The sequence below is a fragment of the Erythrobacter alti genome (assembly GCF_037996805.1).
Lineage (GTDB): Bacteria > Pseudomonadota > Alphaproteobacteria > Sphingomonadales > Sphingomonadaceae > Alteraurantiacibacter > Alteraurantiacibacter alti.
Map to the genome: position 1 here is coordinate 667,513 of NZ_JBBNAX010000001.1, position 22,195 is coordinate 689,707.

The following is a 22,195-nucleotide window of genomic DNA, read 5'->3' on the forward strand; positions in this document are numbered from 1 at the left end:
TGCCGCCAGTTATTTCAAACGAGTGCGAACAGGCGTCCAGCCGCCCAGCCCATGAAAACCGAAAGGCCCACGGCGAACAGGCCGTAAAGGAAGGAGTTATCCTGCGCCTCCTCCGCCACAACGCCCTCGAAGCCCTCCTTGCGAACATCAACGTCCGATGTGGCAGACGTGATGACCCGGCCATCGGCAATCGCGAAGGTTTCCGCCACGTAGCGCCCCGGTATCACGTTGGAGGGGATCGGCAATCGGGCGCGGTAGAGCACGCCTTCGTTCACCGTTACGCCGCTTTCATATTGGGCATAAAGGCCCTGACGCTGGCGCAGATCGACAAGTCCGGCGGCGAAACGCGCCTGTTCTTCTGGATCGATCGAACCGCTCGGGGAAAGCTGAAGATAAGGCAGGCCAAGTTCGAAAATCGCGGCCGTGCTCTGGTCGACGATATCCGCGATCGGGCGCGAGCTGGCGATGGCGTAAAAGCTTGGAACAGAACGGTAATCGGTGCTGCCCGCATTGACCCAGATGGTGCCCAGGAACCGCTCCTTCTCACGCAAGCGGACTTCCTCGGTCGGGCCTTTCAGGACGACGACCACGTCATAATCGCTCTGCATGATGCCGCCCGAAGGATCGAGGATTGCGCCGAAGAGCAACAGGTCGGCCCCGGTAAAGCCCTGGCGCAGAACGATATCGTGTTCGGAAACATCGGGCACCAATATCGGATCGCCCGATTGCGCGCTGGTCGTGGAATTGATGCCAAACGCCAGGAACATCGCGCCCACGACCACAAGGAGGCGGCGGATCATAACGGCACCACCGAATAGACTTCATCCGGCGTCACGGTCAGGCCGTAAACCATGCGCAATGCAATCGCGACCACGATCATGCCGAGCGCCAGCCGCAAATGTTCCGGCTTGGCGAACTGCGCGATCCTGGTGCCGAACTGCGCGCCGGTCACCGATCCCAGCAGCAACAGGCCCGCGAGGACGATATCGACAGCGCGCGTAGTGAAGGCGTGGACCATGGTCACCAGCATGGTGATGAAAAGGATGTTGAACAGGCTTGTCCCGACCACGACCTTCGCACTCATGCCAAGAATATAGAGCATGGCAGGCACCATCATAAACCCGCCTCCAACGCCCATCAGCATTGTCAGTATGCCGACAAGTAGACCGAGGATGAGCGGGGCGATAGGAGAAATGTAGAGGCCGGAGCGATAGAATCGCCAGCGATAGGGCAATGCGGCAATCCACGGGTGGTGGCGGCGCTTCGCGGCGCGTCCCTTGTCACCGTCTGTACTCAGCACTCCCAGCGACTGCAGGGCTTCCTGCAGCATCAATCCACCGATCGTGCCGAGCAGCAGGACATAAAGGATGTTGATGACCGTATCGATCTGCCCGATCGACGCCAGCGCGTTGAACAGGCCCGCGCCGACCAGGGCCCCGAGCATTCCCCCGGCTACCGTTACAAGCCCGATCTGGTAGTCCACGCCCTGGTTGCGGCTATGAGCGAATACTCCTGAAACGCTCGCCCCGGTTACCTGCGTTGCAGCAGATGCGGCGGCAACAGTTGGCGGAATGCCGTAGAAAATCAGCAACGGTGTCGTGAGGAAGCCGCCCCCCACACCGAACACGCCCGACAATATCCCTGTCGCCAGCCCGAGCAGGATGATTACGAGCCCGTCGACCGCTAGATTGGCAATGGGGAGGTAAACGTCCATGCACTGCGCCTAACCCATGCGAGCGCGCTATTGAAGGCGAATGACGTCAAGCGCTTAAAAACCGGCGGACAGTGTGAGCGCCGGGCCACTCGCTGGCTGGGCATCACCTGCGACCCGGAACCGGTAATCGGCAGAAACCCTCCCGCGAGCCTGCCCCACGCTGAACGAGACAGCCGCGCTCGGCCCGATATCGAGCCGCTTAGCGTCTTCCTGCGCCCCGCCCCAGGCGCCAGCGCCAGCCGACAACCGGAAATCCTGCGTTTCGGCAAGGTCACGCGTAATGCGTGCCTGCCCGTCGACGAAAGGTGTCGCGAAGTCGCCACTGACATAGCCACCTTGCAAATAGGCTTCGCCGGTCAATCCGCCGGGAAGGTCGAGTGGAGGAAACTCGGTTACCGCATAAGCTGCAGCGCGCGGCTCGGTCCGCCGCTCGGTCTCGCTGACACGCGCCTCTGCCGCCAGCCTTACAGGGATTGGTGGGACTGGACGAGCCGAAATCCCGAGTGCCAGTTCGCGCTCGCGACGACCTTCGAGAGCAGCACTGGCCCGCAAATGCATCTGCGGCGCGTGCCTGCTCGATGGAGCGAGGCGATAGCGCATGACAGCCCCGACCTGACTTCGCCCGTAGCTCGGGCGACCGGTAAGCAGCGGCGAATCATTGTCCTGCCGCCACAAGGCCCAGGCATCCATCGCCCAGCGCGAGGTGCCCCGTGTTTGCTGCAACGGCGCAGCTGCTTCAGGAACATAGACCGCTTGTGGCCCGCTATTGGTGCCCGACATCGCTGGGCCGCTACCGCTGCGATAGCCTGCACTCAGCAGGTAGGCATGGGCGACCAGATTGCCCGCTCCGGCAAATCCACGCCGGGACAGGGCTAATCGGCTCGCGCCAAAGTCCCGGTACACTGCAGGCTGCGCGTTCAAGGATGTATGCACCTGAGAGGGCAATGGTAGCGGAGCCGGTGGCAGCGGTGTCTGCCAGCTCGGTAGAGCTGGCTCGTAGTATGGATCAGCCTGTTCCGCCGGTGTAGCTTCATTCGCCGCATTTGCTTGTGAAGTGTCGGCGATGGGCGTTGAGGAAGACGCTTGCGCAAAGGGAAGATTTTCAAGCGAGGCGGGAAGAAATGGCGGTTGCCAAAGCGCGATCCGCACAAGTGCCCAAATCGCGATGATACCGCCCAGCATCATGAGCGCACCGCCGCGTTTGCCGGAGCGCCTGATCTCCACGCGGTTCATGCTGCGCGCTCGATTGCCGGACGCAAGGAAACTTGCGGTGCGGGATGGCGGTCATGCGCCGTTTTCTCCCATTCGGGATCGCCGCCGCGCAAGGTGCGGGCATAAGCGAACATCGCCCGCCGCCCGGCCATGATTGCGATGACGTTTGAGAGTGGAATGCGCAGGACCGCACGCAGGCCTTCCATCGCGCCATATTCGCGGGCGGTGAAGGCGAAACGCATCGCCGCCCGCCACACGAAGGCCGCCATATTGAGCGCCAGCAGGGTTAGAAGCAACGGCGTTGGTTCCCACGGCCTTTCGTAGCCAGCAAGATCAAGCCCGGTCAGCACCAGCGCAAGCGCGAACAATGTGTATCCCGTGAGCAGGACGACCGCGGCCAGGGGCCCGCGACGATCGCGCAGACGCATCCACTTCTCGACGAGCGTGCCGTTCCAGCCAAGCCTGTCCCAGCCCTGGAAAGCAATACCGTGCACCCAACGCGCTTTCTGCCGAACGGCTTGCGCGAGCGTCGAGGGAAAGTAGGACCGGGTTGCGACCAATTGCCCGTCATCACCACGCACACGCAGGAAGCGTGACCGCCCCCCTGCTGCGCCGATGGCCAAGCCAAGCTCGTAATCTTCGGTCAATGACAGGCCGGAAAAAGGACCTTCCGAATTCCGGCTCGTGGATGGATTGCCACCGCGCGCCATTGTGTCGAGCAGGTCGCGGCGGAAGGCGCAGCCAACGCCGGCGGCAGGCAGGGCGGCACCCAGCGCATCGCGCACGACCATCCCCTTGCCATGCGATTCGGCAAATTCTTCGCAATAGTGGCTCCCCACCCATGGCGAAGCCGGGTGCGGGAGAGGCAGGACGGGCAATTGCACGAATTCGCAATCGTCGATCGCGCGATCGATCAGGCCCAGCGCGGCCGGATCGACCATGTCTTCGGCGTCATGCAGCAAGACAGTGCGATACGCGGTGCCGCGTCGCAATTCATCCTGTTCCATCGCGCGGTACAGACGATTGAGACAGTCGGCCTTGGTCGAGGGGCCGTAGCGGTCATGCACGACCATGCGAACGCGGCGATCACCACCAGCCCCTTCGAGTGCGGACTGCAGGCTGGCGGGGTCGTTGCGATAGCAGCCGATGTAGAAAGTGACGTTGTCCTGCGCCCACGCGCTACGTGCATGCGCCAGCGTCCGGTCGATGACCTCGCGCTCCTGCCATGTCGGGATGAAAACGGCGACAGCGCCGGACAGACGGCGGTGGCGCATATCCGAGCGCGTGACGGTATGCGTGTGACCACGACCGGTGACGCGGCGCCACAGCCAGATCAGGTCAACCGCAATTTCGTCTATCGCCCCAAGCAGGAAGAACACCCCTGCGAACAGCAACAATTCATATTCTATCAGCGCCAACCATTCCAGCGCGGACCAAGCCGCCAGGTCCATGCCTGAGCCCCCGTTCATACCCAACTCACACTACGCAATAGCGCGTAGGCCTACATTTTACATGAGTTAATGCAACTCGCTGCGGGTAATTTCCGCGCAAATCGCGCTTTTGGGCCGACAAGGCTTGAAATGACCAGGCATTTGCGAAAGGGACTTCCCGCATGTCCGAACCGAACATTATACGCGCCGCCGTCCGTAACTTCACCGCCCTGTTCAAGGCCGATGCCTTTGAAGGTGTGTTGCTGATCGCCGTGGCGATCGTGGCACTGGTGATCGCCAATTCAGGCGTCGCGCCAGCCTATTTCGAACTGTTCAACGGGTATCTTTGGTCGAAAGATGCCTTCTACCTCAATACCATTCACCTGTGGGTGAACGATGGTTTGATGGTCATCTTCTTCTTTGTCGTCGGGCTGGAAGTGAAGCGCGAATTGTATCGCGGCAATCTGGCCGATCCCAAGGCGCGCACCTTGCCCATCCTGGCCGCCGCTGCCGGCATGGCGGCACCAGCAGCGGTCTATATGTTCATAGCCGGTTCCGAGCCGGCACTGGCACGTGGCTGGGCCATCCCGGCCGCGACCGACATTGCCTTTGCAATGGGCGTTGTCGGCCTACTGGGCACCCGGGTTCCCGCGCCGTTGCGACTCTTCCTTTTGACCGTAGCCATCGTGGATGACATCGGTGCCGTTGCGATTATCGCGGTATTCTACACCGAGGAAATCAAGATGATGTTCCTCGCCGCATCGGGCGTTGTGCTGGGACTGATGTTCGTGCTCAACAAGATGCGCGTTACCTCGATGGCGCCCTACATCCTGCTCACCGTGGTGCTCTGGTACTGCGTGCTTTATTCGGGCATCCACGCCACGATTGCCGGTGTCCTGGCGGCACTGACAATCCCGATGTACGGCAAGAATGGTAGCTGCATGCTCGAAGACATGGAGCACGCACTAGTGCCGTGGAACGCCTATATTGTTGTGCCAATCTTCGGTTTTGCCAATGCCGGTGTGAACATCTCGGGTCTTGGTCTTGATGCGCTACTCGACCCCCTGCCGCTCGCCATTGCGGCGGGCCTTGTCCTCGGCAAGCAGGTCGGAATCTTCGCTACTGTCTGGACTATCGTGAAGCTCAAGATCGTACCCAAGCCGCCGGGTTGCACATGGGCGGAAATCTGGGGCGTCACCGTATTGTGCGGGATCGGCTTCACCATGAGCCTGTTCATTGGAGAGCTCGCCTTCGAAGGCACCGACGAGGCAGCACGCCTGTTGCGCGATGAGGCCAAAATCGGTGTTCTGGTCGGCTCGCTTATATCAGCCGTGCTGGGTTACACCATATTGCGCATGACCGCGCCGCACGCCGATGAGAAGGACGATCCTGCAAGTCCGGTCGTCTGATACGACCGGACTGGGCGAGGAAAAAGCGTTCAGTCTTTCTTGGCAATGGGCGGATTGTCGCCCAGATCTTCGTACCAGGCTTCGACCGGACCGTTCAACTTGAGGGTGAGCGGGCGACCCTTGCGGTCAACCGTCTTGCCGGCCTGTACCCGCACCCATCCTTCGGAGATGCAGTATTCCTCAATATCGGTGCGCTCCCGCCCTTTGAAACGGATCGCAACGCCGCGCTGCAGCAACTCTCCGTTAAAGTGGGGGCTACGCGGATCGATCGCGAGGTGATCGGGCGGTGTGTCGGAAGGGTTTGTTTCGCTCATGGGCGAAGGCCACTAGCGCGCCATTGAGAAAAATCAATCGCTGCCGGGCAATTGGTCGGGCGGCACCTCGGTCGGTACAGCGCCAGGATGAACGGTGTCTCCCTGGTCGGGCTGCACCTCATCGGGCTGCGGCGGACTTCCGGGAGTTTCCTCGGGCCGGCCATTGCTGACCTGCGAATCCTGCGAAACGAATTCGCCTAACTGGAATCCTGCTATGGGTTCACGGATAATCATGGCGTGGCTGACCTCTCTTTTGAGCCTGCTAAAAGAACGGTGAAGCGCGACTTTCTGTTCCCGGCTGCAATTCTGCTCATCGCACGCCTTGCCCTTTTCCCCGCGCCCTTATAAGGGCGGCGCTTCGTTTCGCAGGCTCCCTGTCTGCGGGTTCGCTTGGCTGCGGGCGTGGCGGAATTGGTAGACGCGCTGGTTTTAGGTACCAGTATCGCAAGATGTGGGGGTTCGAGTCCCTTCGCCCGCACCAGTTCGCTGGTCACTACCTGCCCTGTCGAACCGATTGAGAGAGATATACAAAGGCTGCACATGCAAATCGTCGAAACCACCAATGAAGGCCTGAAGCGCGCCTACACCATCACCATTCCTGCCAAGGATATCGATGCCCGCATCGAAGCAGAGGTGAAGAAGGTCGCCCCGCAAGTCCGGATGCCCGGCTTCCGTCCCGGCAAGGTCCCGGCCAATCTCGTGCGCAAGATGCACGGTGAAGCCCTGCACGCAGATGTGCTCAACAACACGCTGCGCGAATCGGTCGATGGCCTGATCAAGGACAAGAAACTGCGCCCGGCACTGCAGCCCAAGGTGGAAATGGCCGACGGCTATGAACAGGGCAAGGACGCCAAGCTGACCGTGGAAGTCGAAGTGCTGCCCGAAATCGAGGCGCCTTCGATCGACGGTCTGAAGCTCGAAAAGCTCAACGTTCCGGTCAGCGACAAGGAACTCGACGAAGCGCTCGGGAAGATTGCCGAGGGCCAGAAGAGCTACAAGGACGCGCCCAAGACGAAGAAGGCTGCCGACGGCGACCAGCTGATCATCGATTTCGTCGGCCGAGTGGACGGCGAGGAATTCGAAGGCGGTAAGGCCGAGGACGCACCGCTCGTGATCGGCGCAGGCCAGTTCATCCCGGGCTTCGAAGAGCAACTCACCGGCGCCAAGACGGGCGATGAGAAGACCATCAAGGTCACCTTCCCCGAAGATTACCCCGCCGAACACCTTGCCGGAAAGGATGCCGAATTCGACATCACCGTAAAGCAGGTGAAGGTCGAAGCCGAAACCAAGGTGGATGACGACTTCGCCAAGCAGCTCGGCCTTGAAGGTATCGACAAGCTGAAGGAGCTGGTGAAGGGCCAGATCGAGCAGGAAAGCGCCGGTCTCACCCGCACGCAGATGAAGCGCCAGCTGCTCGACACGCTCGCCGCCGACCATGATTTCGACGTTCCGCCGACCATGGTGGAAGCCGAGTTCGACCAGATCTGGAACCAGCTGACACAGGAAGCTGCCAAGGAAGACGATCCCGACAAGGCGATGAAGGAAATCGAGGCGGAGAAGGACGATTACAAGCGTATCGCCGAACGCCGCGTGCGCCTTGGCCTGCTCCTGTCGGAAATCGGCCAGGCCAATGGCGTGGAAGTCAGCCAGCAGGAAATGCAGATGCTGATGCAGCAGGCCGCGCAGCAGTACCGCCCGGAAGACCGTGACAGGTTCATGGAATATGTCCGCAACGAGCCGATGGCGCAGGCGCAGCTTCGCGCTCCGCTGTATGAAGACAAGGTCGTCGACTTCCTCTTCGACAAGGCCGAGGTGACCGAGCGCGAAGTGACGCGGGAAGAACTCGAAGCCGCGATCGAGGCCGAGGAAGCTGCTCCGGCTCCGGCCAAGAAGAAGGCTCCGGCCAAGAAGAAGGCGCCCGCCAAGAAGGCGGCTGCCAAGGACGATGGCGACAAGAAGCCGGCTGCGAAGAAGGCTCCTGCCAAGAAAGCTCCGGCCAAGAAGGCTGCGCCGAAGAAAGACGCAGCGGCAAAGCCAGCAGCGAAAAAGGCACCTGCCAAGAAGGCTGCGGCCAAGAAGGCACCGGCCAAAAAAGCTGCCGCCAAGAAATAGGCGGAATTTCCGCTACACCAATTGGCCCTCCCCGGCACACGCCGCGGAGGGCCTTTTTGTTTCCGCTAGAAGCTGCCGGTCAGCGTGAGGGTGATCGTCTGCCCGCGATCACGCAGGCGCTCTTCGGTAAAGAGGACCGGTGAACTGTCGCGCGGACCGTCATAAACGGTGCGCAGCAACGTATCGCCGCCATTGAAGATGTTGCCCAGCCGCAGGTTTGCCGTCGCTCCCAGCACGTTCTTGTGCTCGACGAAGACTGCACCGAACGTACTAGGACCGAACTCGAGGATTTCCTGTTCGACCCGGAACCGCGGCGCGCGCTCGGTGTCCTGGAACGACCAGCCCCATGCCCAATCGCTGGCCGGAATATCATGGCGGAAGTCGAGCTCGATTTCGAATGGATCGTTCCCGTCGAAGCGTCGCTCTACCAGTGTAACCGGATCATTCAGCTTGGAGTTTTCCCATTGAAGTTCGACTTCAAGCTGCGCGCCTTGCAACCCCAATGGCGCAAGCTGCAGCGTACCGATCAGATCCATGCCCTTTCGCCGCGCACTTTGGATATTGCCGCGCGCCTCTCCGCCACCGGCAACGGGCAAAATAAGTACCAGATCTTCGATCTGTTCATCGAACAGCGTCAATGTGGCTGACCCGAATGCGCCAAAATTCTTCGCGAATTCGAGTGTTATGCCCCAATTTTGCTGCGGTCTCAGGTCGCTGTTTCCGGCGTTTTCCTGGTTTTCCGAGAAATTGACGCTGGCTAGGAAATCGCCGAAATCGAGTTGCCCGACCTCGCGCGCTATTCCCAGGCTGATATCGAACCCGTCAGCCGGATTCCATGCCAGCCCGAGCGAACCCTTGGGGCGCTGGAAACTGCGGGAGCGGGCATTGGCCCCGGTCTGTGCGATCTGCGAATACTCGCCGCCGCCGACCATCTGGACCGACAGGCGTTCGGTGATCGGAAAGCCCACGCTCAACAGTGCTTCATAACGATCCTCGCGCACCCCGCCCGCGCCGCCAGGGAAAGCCACCTCGACGAAATTATCGCGCGACGCATCGAAGTCGAACAACCGCCCGACCTGGTCGAGCCGGTTGAATGCAGCTTCTGCCGAGACCTGCCATTCCGCGCCCCACATGGCCCAGCCATATTCGCCGCGCCCGATCCGCTCACCTTCGTCGGCGATGCGTATGAACTGGGAGCCGCTGGTCGACAGATCACCATCGTCGAGCAATGACACGGCAATGCGCTCGCGGTGGTCATAGCTTTCGAGAGCGATAAGCTTGAGCTGTCCGGTACCAAGCGGGAATGTGATGTCGCCGCTGATCTCATAGAACCATTCATCGCTGTTGGTGGTGAACCGCTCCTCGAACAGGGGAAGCGGATTGTTGGCCTGGCGAAACTCCTCCTCCTCGGCATCGAAAATCTCGATTCCGCCGGTAAGGTTGAGATTGACCTCAACATCATTCGCCACTTCGAAGGCGAAGAAGCCGGTCAGGTTTGGTCTGTTGAACAGATTGGAAGCGCGATTGAGCCTCGCATCCACCGTGCCATCGGCATTGGTTATGATTGCCGGACCTATCCGGCCGCTAGCAAAATCGCGGTTCTCCAGCGCCAGCGTATAGTCGACCCCTCCCAAGCTACCGGTAAGCGAGATTTCGCCCTCGAACCACTGGGCAGGCGCGCTCAGCGTGTTCCATTCGGGCCGCCAGCGGAACTGCCCCGACGGACCGCTTTGCACGACAATGATATTGGCTACGCGGCCCGATAGGCCGGGGATGTCGAGTGATGCGCCGTCCACGACTTCAATACGCAGCACATTGCCCACCGGAATGCGCGTAAGAAGGTCGGCGGTGCTGGTGGATTTGCTCGACACGCGTTCGCCGTTGATCAGCAGGTTCTCGGACGCCTGCCCGAAACCGCGCCCGCCACCACCGCCAAATACGCCGCCTTGATCAACATTGAAGCCGGGGATTTGCTCGATCAAGTCGAGTGCATTGCGAGGGGCAAAGCGAGCGAAGTCCGAAGGCGTATAGACCTCGCGGGCTATGGCCCGGGATTGAGCTGCCTCCTCAACGACGTCCGCATCCTGCACGACGGGCTCATTCCCCGCCGCCTCCTGCGCATGGGCGATGCCCGCATGACCGACAAAGGCCAGCGTTATCAATCCGATCTGCACGCGGCGGTAAGGCAATTGAAATCTCGTTCCCACAATTGAAGCGCGGCTAGACCATTGCCACCGTCACAACAAGGACAGCTTAATCGCGTCCTGAAGGTTCCCACCGTTCGAAGCCTGGCGCGGGCAGAGTGACGCTGCGCGCGCGTTCATAGGCTGCGCCAGCTTGCAGGATGGCATGATCGCTCCAAGCGCCGCCGATGAAGGATAGCCCGACTGGCAATCCATCGATCTGGCCCATCGGCACGGTGAGATGCGGATAGCCTGCAATGGCAGCGAGAGAGCCGATGCCGATACCACTGCGGTAATTGTCACCATTGACGAGGTCCGTCATCCACGCCGGGCCGCGCGTCGGGGCGATAAGCAACGCGATATCGTGCTCGGCCAGCATGGCGTCGATACCCTCAGGTCCGGCAAGTCGGAAACTGTTGGCGCGCGCCGCCTCGTAGGCTTCGTGATCGGTAGCTTGCAGCGCGAGTTCGAAGATTTCCTGCCCAAACCAGCGCATTTCACTGTCAGCATCTGCCTCATTGAAAGCGATCAGATCTTCGAGCGAGCGGACAGGAATATCGGCGGGCGAACCGTGCAGATAGGCATCGATCCCCTCGCGAAATTCGTACAGCAGTACCGTATATTCATCGCGGCCCATGGCGGGGTCACCCTCGTGCGTCACGTCGACCAGGACCGCGCCAGCTTCGCGCAGGTCTGAGAGGGCCTGCTCGTATACTTCGCCCAGCGGAGCAAAGCCGCCAAAGCGATCGCGCAGCACCCCGATGCGCACGCCTTCGAGCGATGCGGTGGAAACCCCGGAGGTGAAATTGTAAGCGAGATCACCACTGCCCAGACCGCCATAATCGGGTCCCGCTATGGCGGAGAGCAATAGCGCAGCGTCGAAAACATTGCGTGTCATCGGCCCGGCCGTGTCCTGCGAATGGCTGATCGGCACGATATGCATCTGGCTTACAAGGCCGACCGTGGGCTTAAACCCAACCACGCCATTGAGGCTGGCGGGACAGGTGATCGAGCCGTCGGTTTCCGTACCGATCGCCGCCCACGCAAAGCCTGCCGCGACCGCCGCGCCGCTCCCGCTGGAGGAGCCGCAGCTATTGCGATCGGTTGCATGGGGGTTGCGGGTGATTCCGCCCACTGCGCTCCAACCACTGGTGCTTTGCGTGGAGCGGAAGTTGGCCCATTCGGACAGGTTGGTCTTGCCCAGAACCACACCGCCATTGGCGCGCATCCGTGCGATCAGCGGCGCGTCGCGACCGGTGTCGTTATCGATCAAAGCAAGGCTGCCAGCGGTGGTAGGAAATTCGCGCGTTTCAATATTGTCCTTCACCAGAACGGTGCGCCCCTGAAGCAGGCTGGCCCCGTTGATGATGCCAGCCGTGCCGGACGCGCGCGGGTCATGAACAATCACCGAATTGAGCATTCCGTCGAGAGCCTCGATCCGCTCAACGTAGGTACTCGCGTGCGCGGCAGGATCGAACCATGATGGATCGGCTGCCGGAGGCCGTGGCGGGATTGCCTGCTCCTGTGCGATGGCTAGTGTCGGAAAGGCGAGCGTTGTCGCGGCGAGCATGAGGAAGCAGGTGCGGTTCATGTCCCACTTCTGCCCGCGCCGCTAGACTGTTGCAATACCGCTAAAAATCCCCGCTCAGGCGGAAATTGAAGATCGGCTGCACCGACAGATTCTGCGTCTCGCGGAACAACAGGTCCGAGCGGTCGCGGTAGCCGTCATAAACGAAGCGATCCTGCACCGCCCGGCCATCGGTAAGGTTGAACACCGTAAGATTGGCCGTCATCCCGAACACGTCTTTGTGCTCGATGAAGGCATAGGTGTAGGTCGGCCCTTCATAATTGAAGCCAGTTTCGCCCAGCCGGTAATACGGCAGCGTGTGGTTGTATTCCGCACCGACCCCCCAGGCCCAGTTCGAGCCGGGTATATCGTGGCGCAGGCTCACGTCCACTTCGCGGTCCTGATGGCCACCCCATGCGCGCGACTCGCCCGTCAGTGGATCAATCAGGTCGGTTTCTTCCGCCTGCAGGGTCAGCTCGAGCTGCGCTCCCTTGAAACCGAGCGGTTCGAGCTGGAATGTCGAATTCCAACGAATGCCGATGATGCTGGCGGAATCAATATTGCCGCGCGTTTCCAACCCGCCTTCGACCGGGATGAATTCGATGTAATCCTCGATCTCCTGCGCAAAGATGCGCAATTCGGTGCTGCCCCAGCGGCCGAGCGTCTTGGTGATATCGAGCTGCGCTTCCCAGCTTTGCTGCGGCACTAATTCGACATTGCCGGCGTTTTGCTGATCCTGGTTGAGCGAGACGCTGGCGAGGAAATCCCCGAAGCTCAACTGGCCCACGCGCCGCGCGAGTTCGAGCGAGACGTCGAGCCCCTCCTCCACCTGCCAAGCCAGATTGACCGATCCCTTGGGGCGCCAGAAACTGCGCGTGAGGCCATTCGCGCCGGTTTGCGAGATGGTCGAGTATTCGCCGCCAGCACCTACTTGCAGAGTAAGATTGTCCGCCAACGAGCGGCTGTGTGTCAGGATAGTTTCGTACCGATCCTCCGTCACGCCGCCGGTGCCATTGGGGAAGTCCATCTCGACAAACTGACCGGACGGTTCGAGATCGAACAATTGTGCGCTGCGATCGAGGCGATTGAAGGCGGCTTCGGCATCAAGCTGCCAATCACCACCGAGCATGGCCCAGCTATATTCGGCGCGGCCGATGCGCTCTCCGGTGTCGGAGATCGTAGCAAAACGGTTGCCACGATCCGGGCTGTCGTCAACGAAAGTGGTGATACTGTCCGAACGACGGTTGGCGCGGGTGAAGCTTTCCTGGCCGATCAGCTTCAACTGGCCTGGCCCCACGCCGAAGGTCACATCGGCGCCAAATTCATAGCCCCATTCCCTCGCGCGGAACTCGAACGCGCGGAAGCGGTCGACACCCGTGGTCAGGTCGCGGAACTGATTGTCGCGGAAATTGTCGTAAACACGCTGGTAATTAGCGCGCAGATTTGTGACCGTGCCGCCGGGGCTGGTCCATTGCAAACTGCCCGACACCCGCGGCGTGTCGCCAACAAATTGCGTGCGGATATCGCGGGTTTCGAGAAGTTCGCCCGTCGGGCCGAAAATGAATGCCTCATTCCCACCCGAGGCACCTCGCCCTACGCCATTGGCAATGGCCACTGTCCATTCGGTCGTCTCGCTCGATCCGTTGAGCGAGATTTCGCCTCCGATGAAGCTTGGTTCGGCATATTTGGGACGGAAACTTGCGCGGTAGGAAAAGCGTCCACCGATATCGCCGGGTCGCGTGATGACGTTTGCGACCTGACCCGAAAGGCCCGCGATACCCAGCGTGGCACCGTCCACGATCTCGATCCGCTCGACCCGGTCCGTGGCGATCCGCTGCAGCTGGGTGAACACGCCATCGGACTTGCTGGTGATGCGCTCGCCATTGATCAACACGTTTGCGCTTGCCTGGCCTAATCCACGCTGGTCATCGGCCCCTCGCAGGGTGAAGCCGGGTATTTCCTCGAGCATGTCGAGAGCGCTTCGCGGAGCAAAGCGTTCAAAATCGGTGGGAGTGAACACGCGCCGGCCCGCTTCCGTCGCCTGAGCGGTTTGTTGTGCAGAGGCGCCCGCGTCGGCCTCGACGTCTTCAGGCTGCAAATCGGTGGCCTCCTGAGCCGCAACCTGTAACGGCACACTGACGAGAAATGCGGCGATCGCAGTCAAGCTCAAGGTATCTTGCAAGGTAAGTCCTCTCCAGTGAACTACAGTTGTAGTCGGTTCCATATGAAACCGGTCTGGAAAGCGCGGCATGTTCGACAGGCAGGTGATCGTTACCGATCAAAGGACCAACGCATGATCTGGCCCGACAAACGGATTCAGGATTGATTCTGGTGGGCGTTGTTAACCTGCCTCTTGAACTTGTCGGCAGGCGAGGCGACATAGGCGCTTCATGAGCGACACGAGAGGAATTCCCCGCATGTTCGACCTGTTCGGCGACTCCAAAGACCAGTTTTCCACCGACCCTGTTACCGGCGCGCTTGTGCCCGTCGTCGTCGAATCGACCAGCCGCGGCGAACGCAGCTTCGACATTTTCAGCCGCCTGCTGCGCGAACGCATTGTTTTCGTCACCGGCCAGGTGGAAGACAATATGGCGAGCCTGATTGTCGCCCAGTTGCTTTTCCTCGAAAGCGAAAACAGCAATGATATCAGCATGTACATCAACTCGCCCGGCGGCGTGGTGACGGCTGGCATGGCGATTCACGACACCATGCAATACATCAAGCCGAAGGTGCGTACCGTTTGCATCGGCCAAGCTGCCAGCATGGGCAGTTTCCTGCTCGCCGCGGGTGAACCCGGCATGCGCGTGGCGTTGCCGAATGCGCGCATCATGGTCCACCAGCCCAGCGGCGGCGCCCGCGGTATGGCGTCGGATATCGAAATCCAGGCCAAGGAAATCCTGCGCATCAAGGCCCGGATGAACGATCTTTATGTCGAATATACCGGCCAGAGCCTCGAAGATATCGAGCGGGCCATGGATCGCGACACTTTCCTCGAAGCTGACGAAGCCAAGAAATTCGGCATTGTCGATGCGGTATTCGCACATCGCCCGAAGGATGATGAGGGCAAGGAGCCGAGCGGCAGTGGCGGCGCGCCGACCAAGGATTCCGAATAAGCCCGGTACCGCCGGGAACAGGGATTTCGGGCTTTCGAGCCCGATTTACCCGTATTTTGATAAATGTAGTGATTTGGCAACCCTGCATCTTCAGTATGGAGCAAGGCGGGCCTGCTATGCAGGGACATGATTGAATTTGTGTCGCGCTGCCCTAGGATGGGTAGACGATTCCCGCGCCTTGGGCATAATGGCGCCAAGTCGCACTGGATTTAAGGAATATGACGAAGTTGAGCGGATCCGATAGCAAGAGCACCCTGTACTGCAGCTTCTGCGGGAAGTCGCAGCATGAAGTGCGCAAGCTCATCGCCGGCCCTACTGTGTTCATCTGCGATGAATGCGTGGAGCTGTGCAACGACATCATCCGTGAAGAGGCCAAGGCTGGCCCCGGCGGACGCAAGGATGGCGGTGTGCCCACGCCGCAGGACATCTGCGACACTCTGAACGATTACGTCATCGGGCAGGATCGCGCCAAGCGCGTGCTCTCTGTGGCGGTTCACAACCATTACAAGCGCCTGCAGCACAGCGGCAAGGGCAGCAATGATGTCGAACTGGCCAAGTCCAACATCCTGCTCGTCGGCCCGACCGGCAGCGGCAAGACTTTGCTGGCGCAGACGCTGGCACGCACGTTCGATGTGCCCTTCACCATGGCCGACGCCACTACGCTGACCGAAGCCGGTTACGTGGGCGAGGACGTGGAAAACATTATCCTCAAACTGCTCCAGTCGTCCGACTACAATGTCGAGAAGGCGCAGCAGGGCATCGTCTATATCGACGAGATCGACAAGATCACCCGCAAGGCCGAAAATCCCTCGATCACGCGCGACGTGTCGGGCGAAGGCGTGCAGCAGGCTTTGCTCAAGCTGATGGAAGGCACCACTGCCAGCGTCCCGCCGCAGGGTGGACGCAAGCATCCGCAGCAGGAATTCCTGCAGGTCGACACCACCAACATCCTGTTCGTAGTCGGCGGAGCCTTCGCCGGGCTCGACAAGATCATCGGCGATCGCCTGCAGAAACGATCCATCGGCTTCGGTGCCAATGTGGACGAGCCGAGCAAGGCCAAGATCGGCGAAATGCTCGAGAAGTGCGAACCGGAAGATCTGCTGAAATTCGGCCTGATCCCCGAATTCGTCGGCCGCCTGCCGGTGATCGCCACCCTCCACGACCTTGATGAGGACGCGTTGGTCACGATCCTGAAGGAACCGAAGAACGCGCTGGTCAAGCAATATGCCAAGCTGTTCGAGCTGGAAGAGGTAGAACTTACCTTCACCGACGATGCGCTGGTCGAAATTGCGAAAAAGGCGATTGCCCGCAAGACCGGTGCGCGTGGCCTTCGCTCGATTGTCGAGGCGATCCTGCTCGACACCATGTTCGATTTGCCGAGCATGGAGGGCGTGTCCGAAGTCGTCGTTGACGGCGATGTCGTGCTTGGCCGCAAGGAACCCGTCCGCGTCATGGATGGCAAGAAAGGCAAGCAGAAGGAAGAAGCGGCGTAATCGCGCCGCCAATCGCCTGCCACCCGGCCCATAACTGTCGGATTTTTCACACGGCCCGTTCGGGCCGATAACTGACTGTGCGCTCATGAGGGCGCGCAGCGCGTTGCCTGTTCTCAGGCATCAATAGGAGATTACCATGCCCACCAATGCCCAGCTCGCCGCAAAAATGCTTCGCGATGCCAGCATGTTTTTCCGCCAGGTGGGCGAGCAGAACCCGCCTGTCGCCGACCAGATGAACCAGAACGCGCAGGTCTACGACCAGGTCGCACAGATGGTCGAAGCCGATCCTACTGGCGAGGTCCCGATGCAGCCGCCCGAAGGCGCTCCACCGGAAGGTGGCGAACCTCAAGGATAGGCCTAGTCCGCCTGAGGACGAACCAGCTAGCGCGAGGTTGGCGGTTGCGTTGTTGCTTCCGGTAATTCCGGCGGCGCGATGACATCGCGAAGGTCACGACATGGATTGGCAAAGCCGGGGAGGCCGTTCGATCGGTTTCGCCCGGCATTCCCTGCAACCAGGCAACCATCGCCCTGCCCCTCGCGCGAGATCTGCTCGTCGAGCGTTTCCACCCCGCGCGGGTCTGCCAAAAGGTCGCTATTGTCGTTGACCTGGTGCCCGGGAGCCGCGCAGCCGACCAGCGCGAGCGCAGTCATTCAGATGATTACGTTCCTCATGCACATTTCCCCTCTGCGCATTGCCTATCACGCTCGACTTGCACGGTAGCGTGACCAATGCCGTGGTTATGCTCAAGCGCATCAGCAATCTCGTGCAGGAAGGCATCCCCCGGGTGACCGGCGGGCATCACCAGATGGGCCGTGAGAGCGGTTTCTGTCGTGCTCATCGGCCAGATATGCAGGTCGTGGATGGCCTCGACTCCCGGCAACCCGGAAAGGTAGCTTCGCACGCCTTGATCATCAACGCTGTCCGGCACTGCCAGCAGACCCAGCTTTACGCTGTCCTTGAGCAGGCCCCAAGTACCCCAAGCGATGACGGCGACGATCACAAGGCTCACCAGCGGATCTATCACGACGAGCCCCGTCAACAGGATCGCAGCGCCCGCGATTACCACGCCAACGCTCACCAGAGCATCTGCCGCCATATGCAGGAATGCCCCGCGGATATTGAGGTCGTGCTTGCGCCCGCGCATGAACATCAGCGCAGTGGCAGTGTTGATGACGATGCCGATGCCCGCGACCCAGATCATCGTCCAGCCTTCGGGCTGAACCGGATCGAAAAAGCGATGCATGGTTTCATACAGGATTGCGCCTATGGCGATCAGCAGCAGGACCGCGTTGGCAAGAGCGGCAAGGATGGTCGAGCTTTTCAGCCCGAAAGTGAACCGCGCCGATGGCGGCTTCTTCGCAGCAATGCTTGCGCCCCAGGCGATCAGCAGGCCGAGCACATCGGAAAGATTGTGCCCCGCATCGGCCACCAGCGCCATCGAGCCGGAGAGAAAACCGTAAGTCGCCTCCACAATTACAAAACCGGTGTTGAGCACTACGCCAATGGCGAAAGCGCGCCCGAAATCGGCAGGGGCATGGCTGTGCCCGTGCCCGTGTGAATGGGCACCGGAGTGGCTTTCATCGTGTGAATGTGCGTGTCCCAAGCCCACCCCTATCTCGCGGCCCAATTCGCATCCGGTCTAGCACCCCATAATGCATTCGCAAGGAATTTGCTTTTCCTTCAATATGTTATGACGTATCATATATGTTATAGTATAACATTATACAACCAATGCAAGTTGTTCGCTGGACGCGCTACCAACCGTCAGTATCTATTCGTAAATGCAGGCATCAAGACCGTCGCGGCGCACTACGCCGATACGCGCCTCGATCGTGTTGCCATAACGGGCGGTAAAGCCCGACGGATTGATAGCCGCCCGCGTTTTCGGGGACGGGAGCACGGCGGCAATGCGGCTCGCCTCGTCAGCCGTCAGCCGCGCGGCTGAATGGCCGAAATAGCGTTGCGAGCCGCTCTCGACGCCGTAAGTGCCCAGCCCCGTCTCGGCGACGTTGAGATAGACCTCCATGATGCGCCGCTTGTCCCACAGGTTCTCGATCAGGAAGGTGAAATAGGCTTCCAGCCCCTTGCGGAACCAGCCGCCGCCTTGCCACAGGAAGACGTTCTTGGCGGTTTGCTGGCTGATGGTGGACGCGCCGCGCTGACGCTCACCCCGCGCACGTTCCTCCAGGGCTTCTTCGATAGCTTCGACGTCGAAACCGTCATGCTGGCAGAACTTGCCGTCTTCCGCCGCGATGACCGCGGCCACCATGTTGCGATCAATCCGGCTGAGCGGCTCCCAGTCGCGGGTGACGCTATGCTCGTCCATCAGCATGGTCGCGGTGTAAGTTACAGGGACAAAGCGCAGCACCACCACCAATACGATGCTGAAGAGCACGAAGATGATGAGCGTCTTGGCAAGTATGCGAAAGGTGCGGAGGATCATGCTCTGGCTCATAGAATTGTCGTGGGACAAACAAAAGGGCCGGACGTCACCGCCCGGCCCTCGCTTGTTCAGTAATCGCGGCGCTTAGCCCACAGCAGGCATCAGCCTGTCGCCAGCAATGCGCTGCATCGCTTTCTGCAGCTTCTCGAACGCGCGCACCTCGATCTGGCGGATGCGTTCGCGGCTGACTTCATAAACCTGCGACAGCTCTTCGAGCGTCTGCGGGCTTTCGGTCAGGCGACGTTCGGTCAGGATGTGCTTTTCGCGGTCGTTGAGCGAATCCATCGCCTCGACCAGCATTTCCCGGCGGACATCTGCTTCCTCGGCATCGGCTACGGTCTCGTCCTGCAAAGGACGATCGTCGGTTAGCCAGTCCATCCATTCGCCAGAGCCATCTTCGCCATTGCGCATCGGCGTGTTGAGCGAGCCATCGCCGCCCATCATCATCCGGCGGTTCATGTTGATGACTTCCTGCTCGGGCACGCCGAGATCGGTGGCGATCTTCGCCACATCGTCAGGATGGAGATCCGAATCCTCGTAGGCTTCGAGCTGCTTCTTCATCCGGCGAAGGTTGAAGAACAGCTTCTTCTGCGCTGCCGTGGTACCCATTTTCACGAGCGACCAGCTGCGCAGGATGAACTCCTGGATGCTCGCCTTGATCCACCACATCGCGTAGGTCGCGAGGCGGAAACCGCGATCGGGCTCGAACTTCTTCACGCCCTGCATCAGGCCGACATTGCCTTCGGAGATGAGATCGGAAACGGGCAGGCCATAGCCGCGATAACCCATCGCGATCTTCGCCACGAGGCGCAGATGGCTCGTCACCAGTTGCGCAGCCGCGTCCTGGTCCTCATGCTCTGCATAGGCCTTGGCGAGCATATATTCCTGCTCTGCCGTCAAAACGGGGAATTTCTTGATTTCGCCGAGATAGCGGTTGAGGCTCTGCTCTCCGCTGAGTGCCGGCACACTTGGTTTTCTGTTACTCACTTGGTCCCAAACCTTTCTTGCGTCGACTGCGATTTTCAGGCCCCTGCTGGGCACCCGAGCTTGGCAGCCACATTTCGTGCGTTTGCTTTACTCTTATACACGCACTGGCCGCGATATAGTGCGCATTTCATCGATTGGAATGACCCATTTGGTCGATAAGTTCCCGCATATCGGCGGGTATTTCGCTCGAAAACCGGTACGGGTTACCCGTGACCGGATGCGTAAAGCCGAGAATCGCCGCATGGAGCGCCTGCCGGCGGAAATCGAGCGATTTGAGAATCGGTCGGAGCGGTGCAGGTGTGCGTCCATAGACAGGGTCTCCTATTAGCGCATGACCGATTGATGCAAGGTGAACCCGCACCTGGTGTGTACGCCCGGTTTCGAGCCTGCATTCGACCAGTGTTCCGTGGTCGAGCCGCTCCACCGTCTTGTAATGCGTGACAGCCGTTTTGCCGCGCGAGGAATTCTTGGGCAGCACCGCCATTTTCTTTCGGTTTGCGTCCGATCGTCCGATTCGCTCATCCACCGTGCCCGAGGCTGGTCGTGGATGGCCGCCGCAAACCGCCAGATAGGCACGTTCAAGCGAGTGGTCGGCAAATTGCTTCGCCAGACCTTCATGCGCGGCGTCGGTTTTGGCGACTACGAGCAAACCTGACGTATCCTTGTCGATCCGGTGAACGATCCCCGGTCGTGCAACCCCACCGATACCCGACAAAGACCCTCTGCAACGGTGCAGCAACGCATTCACCAGCGTGCCATCGGCATTACCTGCTGCCGGATGGACGACCATCCCGGCCGGCTTGTCGACCACGATCAGGTGCTCGTCTTCGAACACCACCTCGATGGGGATATCCTGTGGAAGAGCCTGTGGATTATCTGGGGGTGGGATGTGGATCAAAAAGCTCGACCCAGCTTGAACCTTGGCCGACGGGCTGGACGCGGTTCGGCCATCCACCTCGACTTTTTTGTCCGCAATCAGTGCCTTGACGCGCTCACGCGACAAGTCGGTGACTTCGGCAAGCGCCTTGTCCAGCCGTCCTGCTGTTGTAAGCTCTCCGCTGCGGATTTCGGGCGCGTTCATGTCAGGATGCTGTGCAATATGGTTGTGGAAGTCACAAGGGCGGTTTTGAGTGAATTGAGCGCACACGCGTCGCGCTCAGCGCCACAGGAATGCTGCGGCATAATGATCGGTGAGAACGGCAGGGTCGTCGAAGCCATCCCCGCTGAAAACGTTCATCCTACGCCGCAAACCCGCTTCGAGATCGACCCGCAGACGCTGATCGATACCCATCGCGCCATGCGCGGCAGTACGCGGCAAGTCCTTGGCTACTATCATTCGCACCCCAACGGCCGGTCGCACCCTTCGCAAACCGACAGGGAACTTGCCGCTGGTGACGGGAAGATCTGGGCTATCATCGCGCCGGGCAAGACCACATGGTGGCGCGATGCGGCGGATGGATTTAGACCGCTTTCCCTCGCCCTCACAGAAGGCTAAGAGGCCGGCATGACTTCACAAACAGATCTCGCCGCGCTGCTATGTTCGCGGCTGTGCCATGACATGCTGAGCCCGGTGGGCGCACTCAACAACGGGCTGGAATTGCTCGCAGACGAAAAAGATCCGGCTATGCGCCAGCGGTGTCTGGAACTGCTGGAACAGAGCGCACGCACATCGGCCAGCAAGCTGAAATTCTTCCGCCTCGCCTTCGGTGCTGCAGGTGGTTTCGGGGACCGCGTCCCTACCGAAGAACCGCATGAACTGCTGACATCGCTCACCGCCGAAGATGAGCGGCTCAGCCTCGAATGGGCGGTTGGCGAGGCAAACCTTTCCAAGCCGGCAGTAAAGGTGCTGCTCAACCTCGCCGCCATGGGGCTCGATGCTCTGGTGCGCGGCGGGACGCTGGAAGTCGGTGCAGAATGCCGCGACGGCGCGACAGAAATCGCGGTACGAGCAAGCGGTCCCAAGGTCGCCTTCGATGCTTCTATCGGCAAGGCACTGGCGGGCGAACTGGCGGATAGTGAACTTTCAGGCCGCACAGCCCCTGCACACATGATTCGCCAGCTTGCCAATGAACAGGGTGGCCAGGTGCAATATGCGCACACGCCCGAAGCACTGGTTCTTGGCGCGGTCCTTCCCGATGGCGAGGGGATGATCGGTTGATCGAAGCGGGGCACTTCCGGGAGCTGCACGGTGGATGAACTGGTCCACCGCGAGCAGCT

The 22,195-nt window shown here is 60.4% G+C and carries 21 protein-coding genes and 1 tRNA gene; 8 read left to right on the plus strand and 14 right to left on the minus strand.

The window, feature by feature from the left end:
• Positions 1-14: 14 nt before the first annotated feature.
• From AAC850_RS03265 to AAC850_RS03280, 4 genes are read right to left on the minus strand one after another with little or no spacing between them, the layout of a single operon-like run.
• A complete protein-coding gene (locus AAC850_RS03265) occupies positions 15-800 on the minus strand; it encodes a TIGR02186 family protein (protein WP_422723171.1) in 786 nt (261 codons plus the stop codon).
• On the minus strand, positions 797-1,714 hold the full coding sequence (locus tag AAC850_RS03270) for a sulfite exporter TauE/SafE family protein (RefSeq protein WP_340587176.1): 918 nt from the start codon (positions 1,712-1,714) through the stop codon (positions 797-799). Before AAC850_RS03270 ends, AAC850_RS03265 begins: the two co-directional genes overlap by 4 nt.
• 54 nt (positions 1,715-1,768) lie before the next feature.
• Positions 1,769-2,938: a hypothetical protein gene (locus tag AAC850_RS03275; RefSeq protein ID WP_340587177.1), complete on the minus strand. Its 1,170-nt coding sequence runs from the start codon at positions 2,936-2,938 to the stop codon at positions 1,769-1,771.
• A gap of 5 nt (positions 2,939-2,943) precedes the next feature.
• Positions 2,944-4,377: a glycosyl transferase family protein gene (locus tag AAC850_RS03280; protein WP_340587178.1), complete on the minus strand. Its 1,434-nt coding sequence runs from the start codon at positions 4,375-4,377 to the stop codon at positions 2,944-2,946.
• A 161-nt stretch (positions 4,378-4,538) separates the two neighbouring features.
• On the opposite strand from AAC850_RS03280, the gene nhaA reads away from it, so the two are divergent.
• A complete protein-coding gene (gene nhaA / locus AAC850_RS03285; protein ID WP_340587179.1) occupies positions 4,539-5,765 on the plus strand; it encodes a Na+/H+ antiporter NhaA in 1,227 nt (408 codons plus the stop codon).
• 29 nt (positions 5,766-5,794) lie between these two features.
• Here nhaA and AAC850_RS03290 read toward each other — a convergent pair whose 3' ends face one another.
• Positions 5,795-6,079 carry a DUF3297 family protein gene (locus AAC850_RS03290; protein ID WP_340587180.1) on the minus strand — a complete coding sequence of 95 codons (285 nt, stop codon included), beginning with the start codon at positions 6,077-6,079 and terminating at the stop codon, positions 5,795-5,797.
• Between the two features lie 33 nt (positions 6,080-6,112).
• Positions 6,113-6,313, minus strand: a complete 201-nt coding sequence (locus AAC850_RS03295; RefSeq protein ID WP_340587181.1) for a hypothetical protein — start codon at positions 6,311-6,313, stop codon at positions 6,113-6,115.
• Positions 6,314-6,475: 162 nt separating this feature from the next.
• On the opposite strand from AAC850_RS03295, the gene AAC850_RS03300 reads away from it, so the two are divergent.
• A tRNA-Leu gene (locus AAC850_RS03300) sits at positions 6,476-6,560 on the plus strand.
• A 59-nt stretch (positions 6,561-6,619) separates the two neighbouring features.
• Entirely contained in the window at positions 6,620-8,191 is a 1,572-nt protein-coding gene (gene tig / locus AAC850_RS03305; protein ID WP_340587182.1) for a trigger factor, read from the plus strand.
• Positions 8,192-8,256: 65 nt separating this feature from the next.
• Here the strand turns inward: tig and AAC850_RS03310 are convergent, their stop codons facing one another.
• Genes AAC850_RS03310 through AAC850_RS03320 form a run of 3 tightly spaced genes read right to left on the minus strand, consistent with a single transcriptional unit; the run spans position 8,257 to position 14,105 of the window.
• On the minus strand, positions 8,257-10,398 hold the full coding sequence (locus AAC850_RS03310) for a TonB-dependent receptor plug domain-containing protein (protein WP_340587183.1): 2,142 nt from the start codon (positions 10,396-10,398) through the stop codon (positions 8,257-8,259).
• A gap of 46 nt (positions 10,399-10,444) precedes the next feature.
• Positions 10,445-11,965 carry an amidase gene (locus AAC850_RS03315; protein ID WP_340587184.1) on the minus strand — a complete coding sequence of 507 codons (1,521 nt, stop codon included), beginning with the start codon at positions 11,963-11,965 and terminating at the stop codon, positions 10,445-10,447.
• Between the two features lie 40 nt (positions 11,966-12,005).
• Complete coding sequence (locus AAC850_RS03320; RefSeq protein ID WP_340587185.1) at positions 12,006-14,105, minus strand: TonB-dependent receptor plug domain-containing protein; 2,100 nt, start codon at positions 14,103-14,105, stop codon at positions 12,006-12,008.
• Positions 14,106-14,358: 253 nt separating this feature from the next.
• Between AAC850_RS03320 and AAC850_RS03325 the strand changes: the two genes are divergently transcribed.
• The 3 genes from AAC850_RS03325 (at position 14,359) to AAC850_RS03335 (ending at position 16,902) form a co-directional block, all read left to right on the plus strand.
• Complete coding sequence (locus AAC850_RS03325; protein WP_340587234.1) at positions 14,359-15,054, plus strand: ATP-dependent Clp protease proteolytic subunit; 696 nt, start codon at positions 14,359-14,361, stop codon at positions 15,052-15,054.
• A 218-nt stretch (positions 15,055-15,272) separates the two neighbouring features.
• Complete coding sequence (gene clpX, locus AAC850_RS03330; protein WP_340587186.1) at positions 15,273-16,547, plus strand: ATP-dependent Clp protease ATP-binding subunit ClpX; 1,275 nt, start codon at positions 15,273-15,275, stop codon at positions 16,545-16,547.
• Positions 16,548-16,683: 136 nt separating this feature from the next.
• Positions 16,684-16,902, plus strand: a complete 219-nt coding sequence (locus AAC850_RS03335; protein WP_340587187.1) for a hypothetical protein — start codon at positions 16,684-16,686, stop codon at positions 16,900-16,902.
• A 26-nt stretch (positions 16,903-16,928) separates the two neighbouring features.
• Here AAC850_RS03335 and AAC850_RS03340 read toward each other — a convergent pair whose 3' ends face one another.
• From AAC850_RS03340 to AAC850_RS03360, 5 genes are all read right to left on the minus strand, one after another.
• Positions 16,929-17,198 carry a hypothetical protein gene (locus AAC850_RS03340; protein ID WP_340587188.1) on the minus strand — a complete coding sequence of 90 codons (270 nt, stop codon included), beginning with the start codon at positions 17,196-17,198 and terminating at the stop codon, positions 16,929-16,931.
• Positions 17,199-17,215: 17 nt separating this feature from the next.
• Complete coding sequence (locus tag AAC850_RS03345) at positions 17,216-18,151, minus strand: cation diffusion facilitator family transporter (RefSeq protein WP_340587189.1); 936 nt, start codon at positions 18,149-18,151, stop codon at positions 17,216-17,218.
• Positions 18,152-18,319: 168 nt separating this feature from the next.
• The gene (gene mtgA, locus AAC850_RS03350; protein WP_340587190.1) at positions 18,320-18,991 is read right to left on the minus strand and encodes a monofunctional biosynthetic peptidoglycan transglycosylase; all 672 of its coding nucleotides are present in this window, start codon (positions 18,989-18,991) and stop codon (positions 18,320-18,322) included.
• Positions 18,992-19,075: 84 nt separating this feature from the next.
• On the minus strand, positions 19,076-19,978 hold the full coding sequence (gene rpoH / locus AAC850_RS03355; protein WP_340587191.1) for an RNA polymerase sigma factor RpoH: 903 nt from the start codon (positions 19,976-19,978) through the stop codon (positions 19,076-19,078).
• Positions 19,979-20,105: 127 nt separating this feature from the next.
• Positions 20,106-21,059 (minus strand): RluA family pseudouridine synthase, encoded by a 954-nt coding sequence (locus tag AAC850_RS03360; RefSeq protein WP_340587192.1) that lies wholly within the window; start codon positions 21,057-21,059, stop codon positions 20,106-20,108.
• An 18-nt stretch (positions 21,060-21,077) separates the two neighbouring features.
• Here AAC850_RS03360 and AAC850_RS03365 point away from each other — a divergent pair, with 18 nt between their 5' ends.
• A complete protein-coding gene (locus AAC850_RS03365) occupies positions 21,078-21,473 on the plus strand; it encodes a M67 family metallopeptidase (RefSeq protein ID WP_340587193.1) in 396 nt (131 codons plus the stop codon).
• 9 nt (positions 21,474-21,482) lie between these two features.
• Entirely contained in the window at positions 21,483-22,136 is a 654-nt protein-coding gene (locus tag AAC850_RS03370) for a histidine phosphotransferase family protein (RefSeq protein ID WP_340587194.1), read from the plus strand.
• Positions 22,137-22,195: the final 59 nt, after the last annotated feature.